The 229-nt window shown below is 46.3% G+C and carries 1 pseudogene; it reads right to left on the reverse strand.

The window, feature by feature from the left end:
- Nucleotides 1–229 (reverse strand): annotated as a pseudogene (locus BOW57_RS20545) (collagen-like protein); the annotation flags it as partial.

Consider the following 229-nt stretch of genomic DNA (forward strand, 5'->3'; position numbering starts at 1 on the left):
TGCTGCTCCTTGAGGTCCTTGTGCTCCAGTATCTCCCTTTGCCCCAGTATCACCTTTAGTTCCTGCAATTCCTTGTGGTCCTGTTGCCCCAATATCACCTTTTGCTCCTGCAGTTCCTTGTGGTCCTGCTGCTCCAGTGTCTCCTTTTGCTCCGTCAGTTCCTTTTGGTCCTGTTAAATTAGAAGTGGTAAAAGTTGTACCGTCAGTATAAGTAATTGTAAAAGTTCCA

The sequence above is a fragment of the Flavobacterium sp. YO64 genome, assembly GCF_004119505.1.
Lineage (GTDB): Bacteria > Bacteroidota > Bacteroidia > Flavobacteriales > Flavobacteriaceae > Flavobacterium > Flavobacterium oncorhynchi.